We start from the raw sequence: 22,152 nt of genomic DNA, 5'->3' as shown, positions 1-22,152 counted from the left end.
GCCAATATTAATGGCAGAGAATCGAATTGCTTGGCATCTGTGGAGACATGTGCAAACCCAGCTTAGGACAACCTTTAGCGGTGTAGTCGGATTAGACTACACCGCTGTTTTTCTGGTAGCGCGCGTATTGGGGATTACGATGGATGAAGCAATATTGACTAAGCTACATGCGTTGGAAGCCATATTGATAGAGGAGGTGAATACGCATGGCCACGAAAGAGATATCCGTAGCGATTAAAGCGGAAGATTATATATCGGAAGCGGTAGCGAAGATACAACAAAATGTAGCAAAGCTCAAGGATACGGAAGTGACAATTACCGTTGCCGATAATGTAAAAGAGCAGCTGGCAGAGGTAAAAGCGCAGTTACAAACGATCAAGGCTGTAACGGCGGAGAAAATAACCGCAGAGCGGGAAGTAATGGCACAGGCAAGAGCCACTGCAGCGGTTCAAAGAGCAGCTATTTTAGAGCAAGGGGCATTGTCTAAGAAAGAGGCCAACGAGCGTATCAACGCTATCAATAATGAGTTGAGAGCATCCATAGCAGCGTCACAATCAAGAATTGCGCTAACAAAGGCAGAATCAGCCGAAGCAATACGAGCCAGCAGCGAGAAAATGGCCAAATTAACTGCGGAGAAAGCGGCCAAAGTTCGCATCGATGCGGATACGAAAACAGCGGAAGCGGAGATTGCAAGGCTGAAAGCCAAAGCAGAAAAGCCGGTTACGGTGAAGGTAGAAACGAGTAAGACGCAAGGCGTACTGGACAGTATCAAAAGTGGAAATATTGGTACTGTAATTAATGAAGTCGGTAACTTAGCCCCGGTACTTTCTACGGCTACCGGCGGAGCTATGCGATTAGCCGGTAGTTTAGGTGCTATAGGTGCAACCGTAGGACCTATTGGGCTTGTCGCCGGAGGTGTATTGGCAGTTGGTGCAGCAATAGGTAGTACGATGAGTACGTCTATCCAGTATAATGCTGTACTTGAGCAGTCAAAAATAGCGTTTGACTCTATGCTTGGTAGCGTGGAAGAATCGGCTCGGGTCATGGAGAAGCTGAAAAAGTTTGCTGCAGAAACGCCCTTTGAATTTAGTGAAATTGCACCGGCCGCACAAAAACTAAAAGCATTTGGTTTTGAGGCGAAGGAGTTAATTCCTACGCTTACGGCAGCAGGAAACGCAGCAGCCGGGCTAGGCCGAGGGAATGAAGGCTTGCAACATATGGTCTTTGTGTTAGGTCAGATTAAGGCAACCGGTAAATTGATGGGGCAGGATGTTATGCAGCTGTCTCAATTGGGGGTGCCGGTAAAAGATATTCTGGCTAAAAACCTTGGCTTAGCAGCTGATGAGATGGATCGTATCGGGGATTTAGGGATAGATGCCGATACAGCCATCAAAGCACTTACCGACGGTATGAATGAGCGATTCCCGGATATGATGAAAAAACTTGCCAATACTTGGGATGGCATGTGGTCAACTATACGGGATAATTCGTCGCAGATACTGGGGAAGATTGGCGAGCCTATCTTTGAGGTAGCAGAAAATATAGTAGGCCATGTGCGGGATATGTTTGATGGCATGTTAGCCGGAATTAATAAAGGCGGATTGGCAAATATATTCACGGAACTATTACCGCCGGGGATAGCGGAAAATGTAGCGCATCTATTTACTTCAATAGGGCAAGCATTTGATGGTCTTAAATTAGCACTGTCTACGGGCGGAGATATTTTTGCTAACGTGAAAGATAGTTTGCTGAATTTATGGGAAGCCTTGCCAAATGATGAAAACATATCTCTGCTACTAACCATTAGCGACACGATTGCATCGGCCATCGTGAATACGGTACGTATTGTCATGGCCGCCGTAGGTGATATCACTGATGGAATTAAAGAAGTCACAGAATGGGTTAAATCAATTAGTGATGATATCGAAGAGGGATTGGATAATGCGAAGACTGCCTTTAGTGATTGGACGGAAGAAGTCTGGAACAGTGTAGAGGAAACGTTTAACGGTATTATTGATACTGTAGTGGGTTGGGTAGATGATCTTTGTACATGGATTGAAGAAGGATTATCGGCGGCCTGTGACATTGTCGCAAATGTAGGACAAAGCATTTACGATACCATAGCTGAGGTGTTTGATTCTATACGGGCAAGTGTTAGTACAGCCATAGGACTTATTGTAGCTGTATTAAATCGTTTTTATAGCGGAGCCGGTACAGCGTTAGTAACGTTTGCCAATAAGTATATCGGCATTGTCGGTAATTGGTTGAAGTCGGTATATGACGGTATCGTTAATTTTGTGAATCAAGCACTTGACGCATTAGGTGCAGTAGGTGACGGTATACGGGCTATAGGTAGTGCCATCGGAAAAGCAGTAGGCTTCGCATTTAATAGCGCATCTAACTTTTTAGGAAAGACGCGAGTAGCACAAACGTTGGCGTCACTGACTACGATTAGCGGAGACACATCGGCAGATAGTGGCAGTAGCGATAGTGAGACTTCGGATGGTATTAGAGAAGGTAAAGGTTTCCGCAGAGCTGGCAATACGGCTAAGGGCGGCGGAGGTCGAGGCGGTGGTAGCCGAGGGGGCAGCGGTGCCGATAAGGCAGCGAAAGAAGCCGAACGCATGGCCGAGAAAATGAAGAAGCTGTCTGAAAAAATAGAAACGGGTATACTGGCTATCAGTGATAAGATTGCCGAGGAAACCGGCACAGTGTATGAAAAAGGGGTACTCAAGCTTAAGCAAAGCTTAAAAGGGTACGAAAAGACTATCAAAGAAGCTTCGGAGATGGGCATTGATACATCGAAACTGAAGGCAAAGATGGCAGAATATGAATCGGTTGTTAAAGAAAAGCTGGTCAAGGCGTGGAAAGAAGCAAATACGGATATTGTCAATGAATCAAAGCTGGCTTGGGCGAAGGTACGAAACGATTTGCGAGAGCAAGCAGAGATAGAATATACCATCGGTGTCGAAAAGCTGAACCGCCAACGGGAACAAAAGCTAAAAGAAATCGCACTGACAAAAGATAGTGCAGAGGCAAAGTTGACGGTGGAAGCGTGGTATAATTCGCAGTTAGCCGTGTTGGAGAAAGAGCGAGGGGATACGCTGCGCAAGTCTCCGGCAACAATGGCAGAAGCGTGGCGAGCGACGCTTGAAGAGCAGTATAATCGTTTGAAAGATCAAGGGCAACAGATGAAGGCTCTTAGTGATGGCATGTTCAACTCTATGAGTGAGGCATTCTCCAACGGATTTGTGGATGCATTGACAGATGGATTTGATTCTATCGGTAAAGCCTTTTCTAATTTGCTTTCGGATATGGTGAAGCAAATTGCACGGTTCCTTATTAATCAGATGGTTACTAAATGGATTGGTGGATTCTTAGGCGGAGCCCCAGCAGCTCCGGCGGTTCCGGCCGTAGCTGGCACACGTGCGACCGGCGGCCCCGTGGCGTACGGTAAATCCTATATTGTCGGTGAGCGTGGACCCGAGATATTTACGCCGTATCAATCGGGACGGATTAGCAATCAAATGCCAATGGCAGCGGCTCCCGTAGCACCGAAGGTTAATCTGATAGTGAACAATAATAGCGGCACCGAGATGAGTGCTAAGAGCAATACGCGCTTTGATGGAAAAGAGTATATTGTAAGCGTCTTCTTAGATGCGTACAACACTAATTCCGGAGGCTTGCGGGATGCGCTAGCGGTACGATAGGAGAATGAATATGGAATTTCCAACGATAAAACGGCCGTCGTTTCCATTAAAGGAAACGATACCGGATCATACGATAAAAGGGCAGACAGATGGTATTACCATGTTTACACGGCCGCGGTTTACGAAAGTACCGCGGTCATTTACGTTGAGCTGGTCACGCTTACCAATTACGGATTATGAACGGCTACGGCACTTCTATTACAACGAAGTGAAAGGAAATGCCCTTGCATTTTTATGGACGTACCCCGATATACCGGGTAACAGTTTGTCCGGAAAGAAATTGACCGTACGGTTTGACGGCGATTTTGAGTTTGAACTATCTGACTATGATTGCTATACCGGTAGTATTAAAGTAACGGAGGTGTAAGCGGTGCTAAACCTATCGACAGCATCAATTATAGAGAAAAACAAAGTCAGTACGGACGGCGTATGGTTGTTGATGTTAGAGATACGCTATGACGGTGAAGAGGCCTTACGGCTAGTGAATAACACGGAAAATATAGCCTATCAAGGCAATACATACTATGCCTTTCCCTTTACACTGGATGATATAACGGAGAATAATAATGAGCTGCCTACGGCGAAGCTTCAAGTATCGAATGTGACCGGGACAATTCAACGGATGGTAGAAGCACATAATGGATATACCGGGGCAGAAGTGATTATCCGTGTCGTGAATAGCAAGATTCCCGATGTAGCAGAAGTAGAAGAAAGCTTTGTTATTACGGGAACGGAAGCGACAGCGCAGTGGATGATATTTACCCTAGGGTCCGAATTTAGTTTTACAAGACGATTTCCCTTAGTGCGAATGATGAAAGATTATTGCCCTTTTAAATTTAAAAGCCCGCAATGCGGATATACGGGACGCGAAATGCAGTGCAATAAGACGCTATCCCGGTGTAGGGAGTTGCGCAACAGCGTACGATTTGGCGGTGAACCGACAATACCGCAGGGAGGTGTATATGTTAAGTAAATTTATCGGGATTCCTTTTGATACGTTGCAGTGTTGGGATTTGGTACAAGCCGTATATGGCGAGTTGGACATTAGCCTACCGCCGTATACGGCCATTGATGCGGAAGCAGAATCATTTGAGGAAATACAAGGTGAACCGGAGATGTACGATATATTAGTATTTTCTCTATACGGACAAACGCTGGATCATGTAGGCATCTATGTTGGTGGCGGGCAGTTTATGCATGCTACGGAGGGAAGCGGCGTATGTATTGAACGATTGCATAAGTACATGGTGAAGCTGAAGCATGTGTATCGGCGTAAAGGAGGGATACAGGTTGATTCATTTAATCATTGTACGGAATCCATTTAATCCCAAACAGCGAGACATACATATGGTGCCGTATAAACCGGGTAAAACCGTAGCGGACTATGTAAATGAGCCGGGGCGATGGATATATACCGTTGATGGTGCGGTCGTTGATAAGGCTGTGCAGCCAAAAGACGAAGCGTATATTGTGGCTATGCCCTATGTGGGAAAGAAGTTTCTAGGCGTTGTGCTGAGCATAGGACTTGCAGTGGCTACTAGTGGTATTATGGGTGCCACACATGGGATATTCGGTGGGATGAACTTATTTTGGAAATCCATGGCAGCTATGGCAATAGGGATGATTGGCAATATGGTTATATCCAAATTTACTGCGGTTAGACCGGATATGACGAACAGCACGGAGCAAAGTACCACATATGGCTGGGGCGGAGCAAAAACGCTAACCGGACAAGGATATCCGTTGGCAGTCACATACGGGACGATGAAGTCCGGCGGTGTATTACTATCAAGGCATGTTATTAGTGATGGGGATAAGCAGTATTTAAACCTACTCTATTGTGCCGGGGAGGGGCCGTTAGATGAGATACGGGATATTCGTATTGGTGAGAACCCCATAGGCAATTATAAAGATGTACAGGTGGATATACGGTATGGCACGAATGACCAAACGGTGATACCTAATTTTAATGATAACTACGCAGACCAATCGTTGAATTATGAATTGACTAACGAATGGTCAACACAACAAATACAAGGTGATGCATGTGAAGGGATTGAACTTGCCGTATCATTCCCTAATGGGTTGTACTACTCAAATGATAGTGGTGGTATGGATAAAACGTCTGTAATATTAGAGGCACAGATACGAAAAGTAGGAGATACCATATGGAATAGTCTGCCATTAGCCAATAATAAAGGCGTAGCAGCCTTTGTAGAAAAAGTAGATAAATTTCCTACGGAGCCAGGAAGAGAAGGTTTTGTACGCTGGTTACGAGGTAGATCAGAGATACGAAGAGATGAATATAGAGGTGTTATTAGTGAGGCTACCAATACAGCGATGTATCGCGTATTTCGCTTTGATAGATTAGAAAAGGCGAAATATGAGGTACGTATGCGATGCGCCCATAAGGATGGGACAACTCTACGATATGTAAATCGGGTGTATTGGGGGCAGCTAACACAAATCCTATATGATGATTTTGTGCATCCGGGAAAAGCTTTGATTGGGGTGAGAGCCTTAGCGACTTCTCAATTAAGTGGCTCGGATCCTGAAATTACGTGGATACAGGTTAGACGGACGGTAAACGTATGGAATCCTTACAAAAATGCTTACGATAAAATGCCCGCAGATAATCCGGCATGGGCCTGTTATGATATTCTGCATCAGTGTAAAACGATTGGGAGTACCTATGATGTACAAGGCGTACCGGCGCGACGTATCGACTATGATGCCTTTAAAGATTGGGCAGAGAAATGTACGGCCGGAGGTTTTACTTTTAACTACATTTACGATAGTGCCGGTAGGTTGTGGGATGCATTGAAATACCCGGAAACAATCGGTAGAGGGAAAGTCATTCCACGAGGGACAAGGTTTACATGCGTGTGTGACTTTGCCACCATGCCGGTACAACTATTTAGCGTAGGGAACATTAAGCAGAATAGTTTTTCGGAAGCCTTTCAATCGCAAGAGAATCGTGCCAATTGTGTAGAAATATCCTTTATCAACAAAGATAAGGCCTATGAGAGGGATGTTATTCCTGTATACAGTGATACCTATGATGCATCGGATTCACTGCAAAGCCCGACACAAATAGAATTAATGGGATGCACCTCATTAGAACAAGCATATAAGCATGGGCGTCACTTCTTACGATGTAATGCATATGAAGTACGGACGGTTACGATAGAAGCCTTCGTGGATGCTATTGCCTGTACGATAGGAGATGTCATACTGATTCAGCACGATGTACCGGAATGGGGCGAAGGCGGCAGAGTAGCGTCGGTAGAAGGGCAAACAATAGTTCTTGATAAAACCGTAGAAACGGAACCGGGAAAGACATATAAGCTATTGATCCGTAACAGTGAGACGGATGCGGTAGAGACATATGCAGTAATGGCCGTTGTAGGTAATAGAGTGACAGTGAAAGAGTTGCCAGGACAAATAGCCAATGAGTCGTTATATGCATTCGGTGAAGTGAATAAAGTGGCGAAACCATTCCGGGTACTGTCAATCACGAAGAGTCATAGCGAACAAACCCGTAAGATTACAGCCATAGAATATTATGAGGAGTTGTATCGTACTGATAGTGATCAAGTGCCGACCATTATACCGGATGTGACTAAGTTGGGCGTATATGTGCGCCAGCTATCCCTAACAAAATCCATCGTTACGATGAAGGATGGAACGGTGACAGCTAACATTAATCTTCGTTGGGTATTACCGAGAAATCAAAGAGCGGCCGAAGTGCGCGTATACTATAAGCCGGATAGTGCTACTGAATATACGCTATACGCTACGGTAGATGGAAGTGAAACTCAGGCGGTAATACCAAATGTGCCGGTAGATAATTATTCGGTACAGGTTGTTTGTGTAAATGAAGTAGGGCAAGTAGGGGCCCCGGTTACACAAACCATTTATATTGCAGGTAAGGAGCTTCCACCTAGTGATGTAACCGGCGTAAAAGCGGTGCAAGATCACAGGAATAGCAGTGTAGTACAACTGTCGTGGCGTGGTAATCCGGAAAGCGATATATCCGGTTACAAGGTGTATGAAGGTGATACGGTATTAGTGGATCACACAGGGAGTACGGGCTATACGACATTTATTTCCGGAAGCGGCACGTATACATATGGAGTAAAAGCGATTGATACAAGCGGTAATGAATCATTGCATGTAGCTACCGTTACCTTGAAGGCGGTTGTAAATGATGCGGATATACAAGTACCTAATAAACCGGCAACGGGGGTAGTTCGGTTGACTGGTAAAACGGTACGTGTAGAGTTCGATGCAGTAACGAATACCTACATTGATTATTATGAAATCCGTACGAATCAATCCGCAGGTAATCCAAATGGGCTAGTGGGGAAAACGAATAGTACCATATATGATGTAGCGGACGTAAGTAAGTTACAAGGTCGCGCCGGGACAATATATATATTGGCACATAGTCCACAAAAAGGATATAGTGCTGCGTTGGTAATAGCATATAGTTTCCCAGCATCTCAAGCTCCGACGGTGAAAGCCGTATCAAGTTTAGGGGGGCTAACGGTACAGTTATCATATATGGAGGCTGATAAGCTGGTGGGAGCTAATGTGTATATTGATGGTAAGGCATCGTTTTATAGCTTATCGGGGCAGCTGTTTATACCATTAGAAGGCGGCGTGTATACATTACAGGTTGCTATGGTTGATGTATTTGGCGAAGGTGTGCGGTCAATTGAAACTACTGCAGCTGTTCGGGCACAAATTCCGAGTGAGTATATTAATCAAGAAGAATTAGGATTAAAGGAGATGCAAAAAAATATAAAGCTCATAGATGAGCAATTAGCATCTATCCCGGATACTGTAGATAAGTCTCTAAACAGTGTAAAATCATCTATAACAAGTATTAATGATGAACTGAGTACAATTGATACAAGGATAGCTAGTGGAGCAAAGTCGTCTTTAAAAGGGGATATATCTGCGATTAACTCGCGAATTACTCAATTGGATGGAGCGATTGATGCAAAGGTAGCTAACGGTGTAAAGGAAGTAAATTCACGAGTTACACAATTAAGCGATTCAGTTTCGTCGGCGGTAAATGCTGCGAATGGAGCGAATACAAGAATTACGCAGTTAAGCGAGTCTCTTAGCTCTACCGTGAAAAAGACAGATACATTAAGTTCTCAAATCACTCAAATGGGAACGTCTATAACAGCATTGGTTACGAAAACAAATAATTCTAGTTCACAGATTACGCAATTGAGTAACACAATCACGAGTACAGTAAAAGATGTGAATGGGGTAAAAACATCAATAACCCAGCTTACAAAGTCAATTGATAGCAAAGTGGCTAATAGTGTATCAGGATTGAGTAGTAGAATAACGCAATTAGATAATGGTATTAGTATTAGAATAACAGAGGCAATAAAAGGGAAAGCTGATAAAGCAGACTTAGCAGGAAAAGCAGATAAAGATAAAATTATTTCGCAGATTAATTTATCTAAAGAGACAGTCAAGATTGATGGTAAATATATCCATATTACAGGGACCACAAAGTTCGATGATAACGTTATAGTGAATAAAATGATAGCAGCAAAATCAATAACAGCGGATAAAATGAGCATCAACAGTTTATCTGCGATTACTGCTAATTTAGGAACAGTACATGGTGGCGAAATTATTGGGACGAAAATACGGAATGATAGTGGTAGTTTTAGTGTTGATGCCAATGGCAACATTAAAGGAGCACATATTACTGCATCGAAGATTGATGCTGATAGTATGCGACTTAGTGGGCTAAAGGTTGTTGCAACTACCGTTGAACGGTATATTGTAAATGATGGCGATTATTGTCCTATACCAGCAGGGTTTACAGAAAGCGATTGTACATTTCTGATTAGTGGTGTAGCAGGAAAAATAGATGGTGGTCGAGCTACAGCCCCTTGGAATACAGAGTGGAGATACTCAACTAATAGATATAATCAAGCTATAAACTCTCTAGGGTATTGTGTCGCCCAAGAATATTATGATAAAACGAGATCTGGCGATAAACATGATTCATATTATTGGCGGCGCTATTTTATAGGACTTATCAATACGAGACAAGTAATAGCATTTGATAATAATAGAACACAATCAAATGATAGCTACCAGAGGTATTTCCGTATTTACGTTTCTGTAATAGCAACTAAAAAATAACTACTTCTTTAACATAAAATAAAGTTCATGCCTGCTACTGAAGGATTTCTATATTTAGGATGGCTACCATTAGTAGAGAGATTTTTGGACACTAGGTAAGAAAGGAGGTTCGTGTGTTTTATATATTCGCTGATTCAGATGGTCATTTGGCATCCGTTGCTGAAAATCTTATAGAGCCTATGGAAGGATATACAATCATTGAAACAGATATTGTATATGACTATAACCGAATCAGATTGGTGGATGGCAGTATCAAAGAATTACCACCGCTACCGGATTCCATACCGTATATTGAAGAATCAACAGACAGAATACCCACATTATCTAAAGACAGAATACCCACATTATCTAAAGACATTGAGATGATGAACGCCATCATCGGATTATCTGAGGAGTTGGAAAAACTGAAAGGAGATAACAAATGATTTTAGATTTTATGATACCTATATATGGGCGAATGGTATTAGCTGGAGTAATGACTATTGATGAAGAAAATATAAAGAAGCGGCAGGTACCAAAACAATATGTAAACTCCGTCACAAATTGGCTTATTGATGAAGAAGAGGAAAGGCTTAAAGATAGCCCTAGTGATGTAAAGTAACAGTAACGGACGGATTGTTAAGGTGGTTGGCGGTATACGAAGAAAATAGTAAACCAGATATTGAATAAATTAAAATTAAGCACCCTTGGGGTGCTTTTGCTATGAAAGGAAGAAAATATTTATGCAAGCTGAGAATGGGGTACCGGTATACGATATTTTTATTAATCAGGGTGATGATTTCTACTTAACAATCACGCTAGATGTAAATTTGGAGGAATTTAATGTTGACGAATATGAGTTTAAGTTTGCGGGAAGGTATTCTTTACGAGATAAAACATTTGCATTTAAAGGTCAGGTGGAAAAAGTTGCACCAAATAGAATTAGACTATATATTCCTAGTGAAATTACTTCAAAATTACGTGCTAATACTGAGTATGGATCATATCTCAAAGCGTACTATGATGTACAAATGAGTAAGGATGGGGAAGAAATTAGAATATTACAGGGTATTGCTAATATTTCAGCTGGTCATGCGTATAGAATGGAGGGTAAATGATGGGGATAGGAATTACATCTATTGATAAAACTTTAGAGATTACATTAACTGTATTGCCGGGAAAAGAAGGGATAGCTAATCAAAATGGCTTAGAAAAAGAGTTAGAGGCAGAATATGCAGAGTATGCATATAAAAACTTTGTTACAGAACAATTTGATAAAAAGGCTATTGCTAAAAAAATTATAGATGAGATAAGCCCAAACTTACCTAGGCAAGAACCGCAGTTAGATAAAAAACGTATATATTTATCAGAACTTCCAACAACAGTTACATTGAGCGGAGGATTTTCTGGACACGCATTAACAATACCCGATTTTGATGAACAACATATTGATTATCCGAAAAAACTTGATAAACAGAAAGTTGCTATCGAGATACCTCAAGGCTTTTCTATTCAAGAACATTTAGAGGAAGGCTTTATTAATTTTGATATAGGTAATGTAAAACAAATTCAATTGTCGGTAAAACGGGAAGAGACTATCCCACTTGTTTTACCACCGGGATGGGATATGTCAGCAGCACAGACTATCTGGGATAATGATAGTCGAGATTTTCTTGTCAGAGAAAAAAGGAACCCGAAAGACCTCTTCATAGCAAGCCTTTCTAGGACTAGTTATGGTGATGTAAATCTATTGCGAATAGATGACCATTATAATGACATAAAACCTCGACTGGAAGCATTGCGTGAATGCAAGTTAGAGAATATATTGATTGTGGCAGAGAAAGCGTGGATGATTCAAGATATTGTATTGATGCATCCAGAAGCAAATTTAATAGTAATTCCTAAAGGTAAAAATATGAGAAGTCATAATTCTGTTAATTATTTTATCAACGATATTGGCGTCAAAAAGATTACGTTGGCAGTACCTTTTGATGTTGATTGGGAGAATTATCGTGGGCTTATTTGTAAGCCTGGTACAAATGATGCAGCCGATTTTACATATAATACTAGCGTAGAAAACTATGAGGGGTGCCCTTATGAATTTTCTCATAGTAAGTTTTTAGTTATTGAATAGAGATAGAAAATGATAACGAGTGGATAGCTAACTATAGAGGAAAAGAAAGTGGGAGCGAATAACATGGAGCTAGTAAAAGAAATGATACCGACGGCAACGGAGCGGGTATGGGCCACGTGCGGAGCTGTGGTGGGATCCGTTATATCATATATATTTCCAATCAAGGATGGATATGTTGAGATTCTAATATGGGCAATGGTAATTGATTATCTATTAGGTTGGTTTGCAGCATACGTCAATCCAGGGTTAAAGTTGGATAGCAAACGGGGCACAATAGGGATGACGAAAAAAGTATTAATATTAGCATTAGTGGCGTTCAGCATGAAGCTGGCGCTATTTTTAGATATGCGTATTATTTACACAGCCACGGCATCGGGATATTTAGCGATTGAGTGTTTAAGTATTATTGAAAATGCAGGAAAAGCAGGAATGCCTGTACCTGAGAAATTAAAATCATCACTGGCGCAGCTGGCGGAGGAGAAGATGCATATAAAAAAATAAACTACTCAAAACAGTATGTGGTATAACGGCAATAACGAGATACAAGAGCATAATGTGCTTTTGTATCTCATCTTTGCAATATATTATGGTTGTCTTATCAAATTTTATCTGTGCCTACTAGGGTGCTTTTTTAGTATAAGAAAGGAAGACTTATGAAAGTATTTATTAATCCAGGACATCATGTAACATTAGATAGTGGCGCAGTTAATCCTGTAACTGGTGATCGTGAAGTAGATATAGCGATTGAATGTGCGGAGCTTGTTGAGAGGTATTTGCTCGCTGTGGGTGTAGAGTGCACCGTAGGGCAATACAATGAGTTGTACGAAATCTGCGACGCATCGAATGCGTATGAGGCAGATTTATTTGTTAGTATTCATTGCAACGCGTGCGTGAGTCATCAAGCGCGCGGCACAGAGACATATTATACATCCTATAATGGCCAACGATTGGCAAACTGTATTCAATCACAAATTGTTAGAAGTCTGCCTACAATTGATCGTGGCGCAAAGAATGGTAATTTGTATGTACTAAAGCATACCGAGGCCGTTGCCGTACTAGTAGAGCTTGCGTTTATTGACAACATGGAAGATTTATCCTTGTTGAAGAATAGCATTGACGACTTCGCTAGGGCGATTGCTCGAAGTGTCACGGATTATCAGATCTCGTAAATAAGAACAGCTGATGAAATTAGTGGTAACATAGTTTCGCTGTTTTTGACGATACTTTACATACGTATAAATACGTGTTATGATATGAGCATAAAATAAAGAAAGGGGAAATGGCTTGACCACACCTAAAGACCTTATGAAAAACTTAGAAAGTGATGGATGGTATGTTGATAGAGTTCGTGGTTCACATCATATCATGAAACATCATGAAAAAGAGGGACGTGTAACGATACCACTTCACAAAAAAGACTTGAAGCCTAAGACGTTACATACAATCTTGAAACAAGCGGGGCTCAAATAGCCCCGCAATCAAGATTAAGGTGTTGGAAGCATCAATTTGAAAGGAGGAAAACATGCGGAAGGAGATGTACCCGGCTGTATTTAGTGCAGATGTCAATGGTGGTTATACAGTAAGCTTTCCTGATTTATTAGGCTGTGTAACTGAGGGTGATACGCTGACAGAGGCGGTTGATATGGCAGAGGATGCCTTGGGCTTATATTTATATTCTTTACTTGAAGATGGAGAAGAATTACCCAAACCTAGTGATCCAGTTACAATTAAATGTGAAGATGGAGAGTTTATAGACTTAGTGAAGTGGGATGAAGAAGAGTATCTTAAAAAAACTGATAATAAAGCTGTAAAAAAAACACTTACTATTCCTAGTTGGCTTAACCATAAGGCCGAAGCTAAAAAATTAAATTTTTCTAAAATATTACAAAGAGCATTGAGAGAAGAGTTAGAATTAGTTTGATATTAAAATTATAATTTTTTATAATTTTAAAGAGGATGTAATATCATTGGTATTCTTATCCATGATACTACATCCTCTTTTATAATTTATAATATTCTCAAATCAATATTCTGCTAGAAGATTGTTGTAAAGGATATTATCAAGAGTGTATATAATGTTATTATATTAAGAGTAGTCAAAAAGTAGTCAACTTGATATATAGCGGACAGAATAAAAAGAAAGAGCGCAAGGCATAAAGCCTTGCGCTCTCTAGCTTGGTGCGGAAGAAGGGACTTGAACCCCCACGCCGTAAGGCGCCAGATCCTAAGTCTGGTGCGTCTGCCAATTCCGCCACTTCCGCGTATTGGAACGTCTATAATTCTATCAGAAGAGACCGTAAATGTCAATTATACAGTAAGGCTTTTATTGGTTTTTGCAATATATTTTATTTTACTATGAATTGAAATGCGGTTGATATGCATATGGTGCAGAGATAGATAGTTTGTTAGTTAATGTGAGTCGAATTAACTTAAACGTATTTTAAAGGATAACTAGTAGGGGGAATAAAGGAATAAATGAGAAATTAATATATTTTACTTTTAAATATATCATTGAAAATAATAAATCGCTTTATTATAATGGGACCCGTCAGAAGCTGGCATTGTTAATCAATGCCTTAGGTAGAGGAGGATATAACATGGAGTTTTGGTATCAGAAAAAGGGATTATTGTTATTAGGGGCTATTGCCGGTATTTTTACGGCTGGATTAGCTTATATGGGAAATCCGGCGAATATGGCATTATGTGCAGCTTGCTTTATTAGAGATATGGCAGGGGCAATGAAATTTCATAATGCTGCGGCAGTACAGTATTTTCGACCGGAAATTGTGGGAATCATCTTAGGGGCATTTATAGTTTCTCTTAAGTCCGGTGAATTTGGTTCTAGCGGTAGCGGCTCTACACCTATACGTGTATTATTAGGTGCTATCATGATGATTTGCGCGCTTGTATTTTTAGGATGTCCTTTGCGTATGGTGTTGCGCATGTCGGCCGGTGATATGAGTGCGTATGTAGGCTTGGTAGGATTCTTAGGTGGTTTGGCTACCGGTATCGTATTTTTGAAGAAGGGATACACTTTAGGTGAAGCGGTGGCTACACGTAAGAGTCAAGGGTATACAGTCCCGTTGCTGGTGGCCGTTTTATTTATTATCAGTGTGGCAACAACCTTGTTTGCGGTAAGTACAAAAGGACCGGGTTCTATGCATGCGCCGGTTTTCTTTTCTTTGCTTGCCGGTTTGATCTTTGGTATTATTGCGCAACGTACGCGGATGTGTTTTTCCGGTGCTTTTCGTAATGTGATGATGTATAAAGATAGTACGATGCTTTGCAGTATTATTGGTATTTTCGTTATCATGCTGATATATAATTTAGGGACAGGGCATTTTAATATAGCTGCCTTTGGACCTATTGCTCATGGTGATGTGCTTTGGAATATAGCTTCTATGTATGGTGTAGGTCTGGCGGCGACGCTGGCCGGTGGATGTCCTCTTCGTCAATTGGTATTGGCCGGTTCCGGATCATCCGACTCGGCAATGACTGTATTGGGAATGCTCTTAGGTGCGGCTGTAGCACATAATTTTAATTTGGCGGCTGTGCCGGGTGTAGCCAGCAAGTTTGTGGTAGGCGGTCCCAGTATATCGGGACAGGTGGCAGTTATTATTTCCATTATTATTCTATTGGTAATCGGTATATGGGGAAGCCATAAAACAAAGTCGTCTACTAACTAGAACGTGATGGACACTAAGCAGAATGTGACGGACACTAACTAGAATGCTAAGGATACTAGTCGGAAGGTGAAGTATATCAACCAGAGGGTGAAGGATACTAACCGGAAAATAAAGGGACACGAAAGATACTACTGGAAGGTCAAAGACGCTGGCTAGCATGTGATGGATGCTAGATTGAACGTGATGGATACCGGCTTGTGCGTGAAGGATAGTGGCTAGGATACGAGTGTGGCGTTAGCTTAGCGTAGCGTATAGATGAATCGCGTTATTGAATAGCGAAGTGTTGTCTATATGCTACTAATGTGGTACGATTAATGACATAGACGTGATTAATTACGGGCTTTGGCTTTGCTAAAGCCCGTTTTGGCGTGACTGAAAAAGAGTGGCTAGTCGAAGGGAAGACTGGGCAACTATTACGAAAGGTCTTGTAATATAGAATGAAAGAAATCACAGAGTTACTGCAAGCGTATCCGGCTTTTAAAGAAGCTGAGGCTGCGATTGCATCAACAAAGAAACATTTAATATATGGATTGGGCGGTTCGCAAAAGACATTCCTGTATAGCCGAGCTATGATTGATTACGGTCAGCGTCCGACGATTGTTGTCGTCCATGATAAAGAGCATCGAGAGCAGTGGGAACGGGACTTGGCATGTTTGCTACCGGACGTGCCGGTCATGTCTTTTCCGGTAACCGAGTCGGTAAGTTTTGCCGTATCGGCACGAAGTTTGGAACATCACGCAGCGCAAATGCGAGCACTTGGCTCCTTAGTCATGAATAAACCAGTGGTAGTTATTGCTACGGCAGAGGAAGCAGCTCAACGATTGCCCGAACCGGAACAGGTGCAAAGTAATGTCATTGTTTTTTCGGTAGATGATACCATTGACCGTGACGATATGTTGGAACGGTTGGTAGGAATGGGATATGAGCGAACCGATCAAGTGGAACAACGCGGGCATTTCAGTGTACGCGGAGATATTGTAGATATGTTCCCGGTCAATAGTGAGGTACCGTATCGCATCGAATTCTTCGGTGATACTATTGATACGATTCGAAGTTTTTCTTTGGATACGCAACGTTCGTTAGAATCGATGGATAGCTGTTTGGTGGTGCCGTTGCGTACCGAAAATGAAGAGCGCAGTGCTACCTTACTTTCTTATGCGGCGCAGGGCCTTATCGTCTTTGATGAACCGGGACGTATTCAAGAGGCTTGGAAGAGTTTTATTAAAGAGGATCGAAGTCATCTCACCGATTTTTGCGACTGGTCGGATGCAGTACGATCCATACGAAGCCAAGGAGAAATAGCCTTTACCTTTTTACAGCAGCGATTGTCCGGACTTAGTGGCTATAACGGCATTGGAGTACAAGGGAAATCCATGACATCCTTTGAACGACAGATACCGTTATTGACAGATGAAATTAAGCAGTGGCAACGAAACGGACATCGCGTGATCATCGTCATGAATAACCAACAGCGACGAGAAGGGATTGAACGGGCACTTACAGAGGAAGGAATTCACTTTGATCGATCCCGACAGCCAATGGATCCGGAAGGTTCTGTTCTCATCATGCAGGGACTGTTGTCAGAAGGTTTCGAGCTGCCTCATTGTCGCCTGGTGGTAGTTACGGAAGGCAATATTTTTGGTCAGCAAAAAAGGAAGCTTCGCAAGAAGGCAGCCAAAGGGAGAGAGATTAATTACTTTACCGACTTAAAGGTTGGCGATTATGTGGTACATAGCGTGCATGGTATCGGGAAATATGTAGGGCTTAAGACAATCGAAACGGAAGGTATTCACAAGGATTATATTGAAATTGCGTATGCCGGTACGGATCGCCTCTTTTTGCCGGCGGACAATCTTGACCAACTGCAAAAATATATCGGCAATGAAGGAGAGACGCCGCGGATTCATAAAATGGGTGGCGGTGAATGGCGTAAAATTAAGAATAAGGCGCAAAAATCAATTGACGATTTGGCGGAGAAGCTGGTTGCGTTGTACGCACAGCGCGAAGTAGTGGAAGGTTTTGCCTTTTTACCAGATCAGCCGTGGCAACAGGAATTTGAAGATGCGTTTCCTTATGAGGAAACGGAAGATCAGCTGCAGGCAACGCGAGAAATTAAAGAGTCCATGGAAAAGCCGTATCCTATGGATCGATTGCTCTGCGGTGATGTGGGATTCGGCAAGACGGAAGTGGCGATGCGTGCTATTTTCAAAGCGATTATGAGCGGTAAACAGGTAGCGGTTTTGGTACCGACTACAGTATTGGCACAGCAGCATTTTCAAACCTTTTCCGATCGATTTACACCGTTCGGCGCAAAAGTGGATGTGCTCAACCGATTCCGCAGTGTTAAAGAAAAACGGGAGATTATGCGACGCGCGGAAAGCGGCGAAGTGGATATTGTTATCGGCACACATGCACTGTTGAATAAAAAAATTCACTTTAAAGACCTGGGGCTTCTCGTGGTGGATGAAGAACAACGCTTTGGTGTAGCACAGAAAGAAAAATGGAAGAGCTGGGCCACCAATATTGATGTGTTAACATTGAGTGCGACACCGATTCCGCGTACCCTTCACATGTCACTGGTGGGAGTGCGGGAAATGAGTGTTATTAATACACCGCCGGAAGAACGATTGCCGGTGCAAACCTATGTGGTGGAATATGACATGCAGATTATTGTCGATGCGGTACGCCGTGAAATTCAGCGTGGTGGTCAGGTGTATTTTGTATATAATCGCGTGCAATCCATTGAACATATGGCAGAACTGTTATCGCAGGCTATGCCGGATTTACGCTTTGCCATTGCCCACGGGCAGATGACCGGTTCACAAATGGAAGCCATTATGGTTGATTTTTATGAAGGCCATTATGATTTGTTGCTCTGCACGAGTATTATCGAAACAGGTCTTGATATTCCTAATGCCAATACAATTATTGTATATGATGCGGATCATCTGGGATTGTCACAGTTATACCAGATGCGTGGTCGCGTAGGGCGTTCGAGACGGCGAGCCTATGCGTACTTTATGTATCGTCCGGATAAAATGCTCAGTGAAGCGGCGGAAAAACGATTAAAGGCCATCGAAGAATTTACAGAGCTGGGGGCCGGATTTAAACTGGCTATGCGCGATTTGGAAATACGCGGGGCCGGGAATCTATTGGGATCACAGCAGCATGGTAATATTGCTTCCGTTGGATTTGCTATGTATTGTACGATGTTGGAAGCGGCGATTGCCAAGGCGCAGCACAAGGAAGAAGCTCCTAAAGAATTGCCGGATCCGGTGATCGATCTTGAAATAGATGCTTTTATTGATGATGCATACATTCCGGACAGTGCACGGAAGATTACCTTGTACCAACGTCTGTTACATATTAAGACGCAGGAAGAACTCAATGATTTTACCGATGAATTAGTGGATCGCTTCGGTACACCGACACCGCCGGTGGATGCATTGCTTCGCTTGGCACGAGTAAGAGAAACAGCTCGTGCGTTAGGTCTTAAGAGCCTGGTATGGCGCGGGCAAAGGTTGACATTGGTATGGGCGGATGACAGCAAAATGGCAGGCTGGGATATGGCAGCAGTTGACGAAGCCGTATGGAAACGTATAAAATTTACCGAAGGGAAGGACGGTAAAGCGACAACCCTGGTGTATAATGTGTCCTCGTTGACGGGGTCACGTATACCGATTGTAGAAAATTTGTTGACGGAATTGGAACGTCGTTAACGATAGGAAAACGGAGGTACCGGATGAATCGATTCTTAAAGGGGGCTATGATTTTAACCATTGCCGGTATAGTGGTCAAAATTATGGGCGCTTTCAGTAAGGTCATATTGGCACGCATCCTAGGCGGTGAAGGCATTGGCTTGTATCAGATGGCTTATCCGATTTATCAGATTATTGTAAGTATAGCTACGGCAGGATTGCCGGTGGCCATATCGATTATGGTGGCCGATAAGTTGGCGAATAATGATGCGTTGGGCGTGCAGAAAATCCACCGCGTTTCCATGAGCCTGCTGGCCACGTTGGGGCTTGTATTCAGTGTGGCCATGTATTTTGCTACACCTCTCCTTATAGACAGGGGTGGCTTGGTAACAGATCCGCGAGCGTATTACGCTATTTTGGCATTGTCGCCATCTATTTTTGTGGTGACATTGCTCAGCTGCTTGCGCGGATATTTCCAGGGATTCCAAGATATGTTGCCGACGGGGATGTCCCAAGTATTTGAACAGCTGTTTCGAGTAACTGCGATGGTGGGCCTCGCATATTGGCTTTTGCCGAAGGGGCTTCACTGGGCAGCGGCCGGTGCCAGCTTGGCCACGCTACCGGGCGTGACGGCAGGACTGTTGGTACTGCTTTACTTTTATCGACGTCAACGGAAGGTGCGACAGGAATTACTGATAACACAAAATCCACAGGCAACAACGGAAACGGCGCTAGCCATTATGAAACGGTTGATTATCTTGGCCATTCCCGTATCCATGGCGAACATTATGATGCCGATTGTTTCGGGCATTGATTTAGGTGTTGTGCCGCGACGCCTGGTAGAGGCGGGCTACACTGTTAGAGAAGCGACTACCTTGTTCGGGTATTTGACGGGTATGGCCACGTCATTGGTGAATCTGCCGGTGATCCTGACTACCTCGTTAGCGGCCAGCTTAGTGCCGGCTATATCGGAGGCCTATGCAAAGCGAAATATGGAGGAAATCAGGCAGCGTACACATATGGCAATGAAGATTGCCGCGTTGATTACCATCCCCGCTTTCGTTGGCCTTTGCGTGTTGGCTACACCGGTGTCGTCTATGCTGTATGCGACGCCGAATGCAGGCGGTCCGATTGCAGTCATGAGTCTTAGTATTTTTCTCTTGGGGATGCAGCAGGTTACTACCGGCGTCCTTCAAGGGTTGGGACGAACGGCGATTCCTATGATTAATCTTATTGTCTGTACGATTTTAAAAATTCCCCTTAGCTGGTATTTGACGGCACAACCGGAATGGGGAATTAACGGAGCCGCTTGGTCGACGAACATTGACTTTGGTTTAGCGGCTGCTTTAAATATGATATTTGTCTACAAATACATTGGGTATCGACTGCCGCTGTTATTGATGATGAAAATTGCCTGTGCTGCACTGGCTATGGGCGGTGCGGCTATTGTGGTTTACTATATGGCACTGTCCTTAACGGGAAATGCAGTTGCCGTACTGTTAGCCATTGTAGGTGCCGTTGTCGTATACGGCGGCGCATTACTGCTGACAAAAGCATTGGAGAAGGAAGATATATATCATTTGCCGTTTATTGGAAAGCGATTACGTCGAAAGGAGAATGCGTAGTGGACTATGTGACATTGTTGCGTGATAAAGAATATATACAAGCTGATGATGCGGTATATGTAACATCGGCAGTGCGTATTGATCGCATGCCTTTCGATATGAGCGATGCTGTTCTTATCCGGGCTATTACGGCCGAAACTTGGCCAAGGGTAACAGAGGTGGTAACCTCACGTTTAGGCAAGGCGCGTCAACGAGTGTGGTTGGGAACTGCGTCTCATGCGGAGCCAAGCGGGCAAGAGGAGTTGCTATGGATACCGGAAGATGAAACCACGGATGTGACGGCAATGGTAAAGCAGACGGAATATAGCTGGTCACTGGTGGTGTTGCCTATTCAGAAAGAGGAAGATACCCCGTTTACACTGGCTCCCCTGCGTGATGTAGTGGCAGCATTGCGGGCACCGGATGGATGTCCTTGGGATCGACTGCAAACACACAGCACCTTGCGAAGATATTTATTGGAAGAAATCTACGAAGTGTTGGAAGCCATCGATAACGAAGATGTGGACAATTTACGGGAAGAGTTAGGCGATGTGCTATTACAGATTGTATTTCACGCACGCCTGGCGGAGGAAGCGGGACAATTCAGCTTGCAAGATGTGATCGATGATATTACGACTAAGATGATCCGCCGACATCCGCATGTATTTAACCGCACGGACAGCGAAGGGGCGGGAACGGCCGTATTGTCCTGGGAAGCTTTGAAAGCACAGGAACGCGGTCATGAACGGCACGGTCTTTTAGATGGTGTTTCCAAAGGGTTGCCGGCACTTCTGCGCGCTCAGAAGCTACAGGAAAAAGCCGCCAAAGTAGGATTTGACTGGGATTCGGTAGAGCCGGTATGGAATAAATTTTACGAAGAAATTGATGAATTTAAAGAAGCTGTAGCGGCGGGAGACCGCAAAAATGCTGAATTGGAAGCGGGAGATGTGCTTTTTTCCTTGATTAATCTGCTGAGATGGTATAAAATAGGCGGTGAAAATGCACTGAACCGCACCAATACTAAGTTTTACCGACGTTTTTCATATGTCGAGCACTGTGTCCGAAGCAGTAATACATCGTGGGATGAATTAACCCTGGCTGAATTGGATTCGTATTGGGATGCAGCTAAGGTGAACGAGAGAAGTCATTCTGTGTAAC

At 43.2% G+C, this 22,152-nt stretch carries 18 protein-coding genes and 1 tRNA gene; 18 read left to right on the top strand and 1 reads right to left on the bottom strand.

Annotated elements, in window-relative coordinates:
* Positions 1 to 10 precede the first annotated feature (10 nt).
* The 14 genes from G344_RS0104805 to G344_RS0104740 all read left to right on the top strand — a co-directional run bounded on the left by G344_RS0104805 (position 11) and on the right by G344_RS0104740 (position 13,927).
* Positions 11 to 238: a DUF1799 domain-containing protein gene (locus tag G344_RS0104805; RefSeq protein WP_169718811.1), complete on the top strand. Its 228-nt coding sequence runs from the start codon at positions 11 to 13 to the stop codon at positions 236 to 238.
* Complete coding sequence (locus G344_RS0104800) at positions 207 to 3,710, top strand: tape measure protein (RefSeq protein WP_028255218.1); 3,504 nt, start codon at positions 207 to 209, stop codon at positions 3,708 to 3,710. Before G344_RS0104805 ends, G344_RS0104800 begins: the two co-directional genes overlap by 32 nt.
* A gap of 10 nt (positions 3,711 to 3,720) precedes the next feature.
* The gene (locus G344_RS0104795) at positions 3,721 to 4,077 is read left to right on the top strand and encodes a hypothetical protein (RefSeq protein ID WP_028255217.1); all 357 of its coding nucleotides are present in this window, start codon (positions 3,721 to 3,723) and stop codon (positions 4,075 to 4,077) included.
* Between the two features lie 3 nt (positions 4,078 to 4,080).
* Positions 4,081 to 4,683, top strand: coding sequence for a DUF1833 family protein (locus G344_RS0104790; RefSeq protein WP_028255216.1), 603 nt, complete (start codon positions 4,081 to 4,083; stop codon positions 4,681 to 4,683).
* Positions 4,673 to 5,035 (top strand): C40 family peptidase, encoded by a 363-nt coding sequence (locus tag G344_RS10690; RefSeq protein ID WP_051245755.1) that lies wholly within the window; start codon positions 4,673 to 4,675, stop codon positions 5,033 to 5,035. Before G344_RS0104790 ends, G344_RS10690 begins: the two co-directional genes overlap by 11 nt.
* Positions 5,001 to 9,893, top strand: a complete 4,893-nt coding sequence (locus G344_RS10685; RefSeq protein ID WP_051245753.1) for a host specificity factor TipJ family phage tail protein — start codon at positions 5,001 to 5,003, stop codon at positions 9,891 to 9,893. The genes G344_RS10690 and G344_RS10685 overlap by 35 nt, the downstream gene beginning before the upstream one ends.
* Positions 9,894 to 10,006: 113 nt before the next feature.
* Positions 10,007 to 10,318, top strand: a complete 312-nt coding sequence (locus G344_RS0104775; RefSeq protein WP_028255215.1) for a hypothetical protein — start codon at positions 10,007 to 10,009, stop codon at positions 10,316 to 10,318.
* Positions 10,315 to 10,494, top strand: coding sequence for a CD1375 family protein (locus G344_RS0104770; protein WP_028255214.1), 180 nt, complete (start codon positions 10,315 to 10,317; stop codon positions 10,492 to 10,494). The genes G344_RS0104775 and G344_RS0104770 overlap by 4 nt, the downstream gene beginning before the upstream one ends.
* Before the next feature lie 121 nt (positions 10,495 to 10,615).
* A complete protein-coding gene (locus G344_RS0104765) occupies positions 10,616 to 10,990 on the top strand; it encodes a hypothetical protein (protein WP_028255213.1) in 375 nt (124 codons plus the stop codon).
* The gene (locus tag G344_RS0104760; protein WP_028255212.1) at positions 10,990 to 12,006 is read left to right on the top strand and encodes a hypothetical protein; all 1,017 of its coding nucleotides are present in this window, start codon (positions 10,990 to 10,992) and stop codon (positions 12,004 to 12,006) included. Before G344_RS0104765 ends, G344_RS0104760 begins: the two co-directional genes overlap by 1 nt.
* Positions 12,007 to 12,069: 63 nt before the next feature.
* Positions 12,070 to 12,507, top strand: a complete 438-nt coding sequence (locus tag G344_RS0104755) for a phage holin family protein (RefSeq protein ID WP_038154964.1) — start codon at positions 12,070 to 12,072, stop codon at positions 12,505 to 12,507.
* 152 nt (positions 12,508 to 12,659) lie between these two features.
* Positions 12,660 to 13,175, top strand: a complete 516-nt coding sequence (locus G344_RS0104750) for an N-acetylmuramoyl-L-alanine amidase family protein (protein WP_028255210.1) — start codon at positions 12,660 to 12,662, stop codon at positions 13,173 to 13,175.
* A gap of 136 nt (positions 13,176 to 13,311) precedes the next feature.
* Complete coding sequence (locus G344_RS0104745) at positions 13,312 to 13,476, top strand: type II toxin-antitoxin system HicA family toxin (RefSeq protein ID WP_038154978.1); 165 nt, start codon at positions 13,312 to 13,314, stop codon at positions 13,474 to 13,476.
* 52 nt (positions 13,477 to 13,528) lie between these two features.
* Positions 13,529 to 13,927, top strand: coding sequence for a type II toxin-antitoxin system HicB family antitoxin (locus tag G344_RS0104740; protein WP_028255208.1), 399 nt, complete (start codon positions 13,529 to 13,531; stop codon positions 13,925 to 13,927).
* 255 nt (positions 13,928 to 14,182) lie between these two features.
* Here G344_RS0104740 and G344_RS0104735 read toward each other — a convergent pair.
* A tRNA-Leu gene (locus G344_RS0104735) sits at positions 14,183 to 14,267 on the bottom strand.
* 336 nt (positions 14,268 to 14,603) lie between these two features.
* Here G344_RS0104735 and yedE point away from each other — a divergent pair.
* The 4 genes from yedE (at position 14,604) to mazG (ending at position 22,151) form a co-directional block, all read left to right on the top strand.
* The gene (gene yedE / locus G344_RS0104730; protein ID WP_028255207.1) at positions 14,604 to 15,692 is read left to right on the top strand and encodes a YedE family putative selenium transporter; all 1,089 of its coding nucleotides are present in this window, start codon (positions 14,604 to 14,606) and stop codon (positions 15,690 to 15,692) included.
* Positions 15,693 to 16,129: 437 nt separating this feature from the next.
* A complete protein-coding gene (gene mfd / locus G344_RS0104725) occupies positions 16,130 to 19,411 on the top strand; it encodes a transcription-repair coupling factor (RefSeq protein WP_028255206.1) in 3,282 nt (1,093 codons plus the stop codon).
* 23 nt (positions 19,412 to 19,434) lie between these two features.
* A complete protein-coding gene (locus G344_RS0104720) occupies positions 19,435 to 21,015 on the top strand; it encodes a putative polysaccharide biosynthesis protein (protein ID WP_028255205.1) in 1,581 nt (526 codons plus the stop codon).
* Entirely contained in the window at positions 21,015 to 22,151 is a 1,137-nt protein-coding gene (mazG, locus tag G344_RS0104715) for a nucleoside triphosphate pyrophosphohydrolase (protein ID WP_244869493.1), read from the top strand. The genes G344_RS0104720 and mazG overlap by 1 nt, the downstream gene beginning before the upstream one ends.
* The last annotated feature ends 1 nt before the right edge of the window (position 22,152 follow it).

This window comes from Veillonella magna DSM 19857, assembly GCF_000428745.1.
GTDB classification, from domain to species: domain Bacteria; phylum Bacillota; class Negativicutes; order Veillonellales; family Veillonellaceae; genus Veillonella_A; species Veillonella_A magna.
The sequence above is the reverse complement of the archived record's forward strand: the minus strand, read 5'-3'. Positions and strand labels throughout refer to the sequence as shown.

What these genes read in the sequence shown, in the direction of transcription:
- G344_RS0104805 (WP_169718811.1), top strand. Translation starts at nt 11, where the DNA reads ATGGCAGAGAATCGAATTGCTTGGCATCTGTGGAGACATGTGCAAACC.
- G344_RS0104800 (WP_028255218.1), top strand. Translation starts at nt 207, where the DNA reads ATGGCCACGAAAGAGATATCCGTAGCGATTAAAGCGGAAGATTATATA.
- G344_RS0104795 (WP_028255217.1), top strand. Translation starts at nt 3,721, where the DNA reads ATGGAATTTCCAACGATAAAACGGCCGTCGTTTCCATTAAAGGAAACG.
- G344_RS10690 (WP_051245755.1), top strand. Translation starts at nt 4,673, where the DNA reads ATGTTAAGTAAATTTATCGGGATTCCTTTTGATACGTTGCAGTGTTGG.
- G344_RS0104770 (WP_028255214.1), top strand. Translation starts at nt 10,315, where the DNA reads ATGATTTTAGATTTTATGATACCTATATATGGGCGAATGGTATTAGCT.
- G344_RS0104765 (WP_028255213.1), top strand. Translation starts at nt 10,616, where the DNA reads ATGCAAGCTGAGAATGGGGTACCGGTATACGATATTTTTATTAATCAG.
- G344_RS0104760 (WP_028255212.1), top strand. Translation starts at nt 10,990, where the DNA reads ATGGGGATAGGAATTACATCTATTGATAAAACTTTAGAGATTACATTA.
- G344_RS0104755 (WP_038154964.1), top strand. Translation starts at nt 12,070, where the DNA reads ATGGAGCTAGTAAAAGAAATGATACCGACGGCAACGGAGCGGGTATGG.
- G344_RS0104750 (WP_028255210.1), top strand. Translation starts at nt 12,660, where the DNA reads ATGAAAGTATTTATTAATCCAGGACATCATGTAACATTAGATAGTGGC.
- G344_RS0104745 (WP_038154978.1), top strand. Translation starts at nt 13,312, where the DNA reads ATGAAAAACTTAGAAAGTGATGGATGGTATGTTGATAGAGTTCGTGGT.
- G344_RS0104740 (WP_028255208.1), top strand. Translation starts at nt 13,529, where the DNA reads ATGCGGAAGGAGATGTACCCGGCTGTATTTAGTGCAGATGTCAATGGT.
- yedE (WP_028255207.1), top strand. Translation starts at nt 14,604, where the DNA reads ATGGAGTTTTGGTATCAGAAAAAGGGATTATTGTTATTAGGGGCTATT.
- mfd (WP_028255206.1), top strand. Translation starts at nt 16,130, where the DNA reads ATGAAAGAAATCACAGAGTTACTGCAAGCGTATCCGGCTTTTAAAGAA.
- G344_RS0104720 (WP_028255205.1), top strand. Translation starts at nt 19,435, where the DNA reads ATGAATCGATTCTTAAAGGGGGCTATGATTTTAACCATTGCCGGTATA.